At 75.9% G+C, this 1,294-nt stretch carries 1 protein-coding gene and 1 pseudogene; both read right to left on the reverse strand.

What is annotated here, in order from left to right; translation table 11 throughout:
* On the reverse strand, positions 1 to 1,144 hold a 1,144-nt coding region (locus B7767_RS25550), incomplete at its 3' end, for a glycosyltransferase family 2 protein (RefSeq protein WP_179167283.1).
* Positions 1,145 to 1,170: 26 nt separating this feature from the next.
* A pseudogene (locus tag B7767_RS48330) lies at positions 1,171 to 1,294 on the reverse strand (cellulose biosynthesis protein CelD); the annotation flags it as partial.

Below are 1,294 nucleotides of genomic sequence, written 5' to 3' on the forward strand. Positions count from 1 at the left end.
CACCACCGCCGCCGTCCGCGTCGCGCGCCTCGGTCAGCGCGCGGGCACGGGCGAGACCGCGCGGCAGCCGGGCGAGGAACGCCGGCAGCAGCGCGGGCCGGTTGACCAGGACCGCGGTGAGGTAGGCGGTGAGGCCGGCGCCGTAGCCGTACGCCTGGGTCTCCAGGTCGGCCCAGGTCTCCCGGTGGTGGTGCCACACCAGCGCGTACGGCGTGTAGTGCAGCCGGTGCCCCTGGGCGAGGACACGGACGAAGCCGTACAGGTCGTCGCCGCCCCGCGCGGGTGTTCCGGCGCCGGTGGCCGGGTCGAAGCCGCCGACGGCACGCAGCACCTCCGTACGGAAGGCCATGTTCGCCCCCGAGCCGAAGCGGCCCGCGGTGAAGGGGAACAGCGGCTCGTCGCGGGGCGGGTCGCCGGGGTCGTACGTCGTCGGCGTGAAGCCCTTCGCGAAGCCGCCGTGGCTCTCCAGCAGGACCTGGGCCGGGGTGCGCAGCCGGGCGGGCAGGATCAGGCCGGTGGCGCAGCCGAGCCGCGGGTCGGCGGCGAACGGGGCGGTCAGTTCGGTGAGCCAGCGGGGATCGGCGACCACGTCGTCGTCGGTGAACGCGACGACCTCGCCCCGCGCCTTCGCCAGCCCCCTGTTGTGCGCGACGGCGAGTCCGGGCACCGGCTCGCACACGTACCGCACCCGCTCGCCGTACTTGCGTTCCACCAGCTCGCGGGTCTCGTCGGTCACGGGCGCGTTGTCGACGACGACGACCTCGAACCGCGGGTGCTCCTGCGCGAGCAGCGAGTCCAGCGCCCGGGCGAGCTGTCCGGCCCGCTCCCTGGTGGCCACGACGACCGAGGCGTACGGCGGCCTTCCGCCGCCCGTCACCTCCACGGCCCCTCCCGCCACCGCGGAGGCGGCCTCCGTCAGCACCGCCCGCGGGTCCGCGCCCTCCGGCACCCGTGCCAGCAGGGTCCCCACCGGACGGCCCGCCCGTCTGACCAGCAGGAACACCTCGCCGTGGGTGATCGGCGGGCTGCCCGGTCCGGGTCTCGGCGCGGCCTCGTCACCGTCCAGGTCGATCTCTGCGACCTGCACCGCGCCGATGGCCAGGAACCGTCGTATCTCCTCCTGCGTACGCGCTCTTCGGGACACCTGTCCTCCCCCCTCCTCCTCACGACTCACGACCGGCGCAGCCGTGCCACGCCCTTCAGGGTCCGTGCCGCCAGCGCCGCCAGGCGCGGACGGGCGCGGACGAAGCCGTGCGCGCGGCGCGCGGGCTCGCGGCTCAGCCGGTGCAGCGCG

The organism is Streptomyces sp. 13-12-16, assembly GCF_002114215.1.
Taxonomy (GTDB): Bacteria; Actinomycetota; Actinomycetes; order Streptomycetales; family Streptomycetaceae; genus Streptomyces.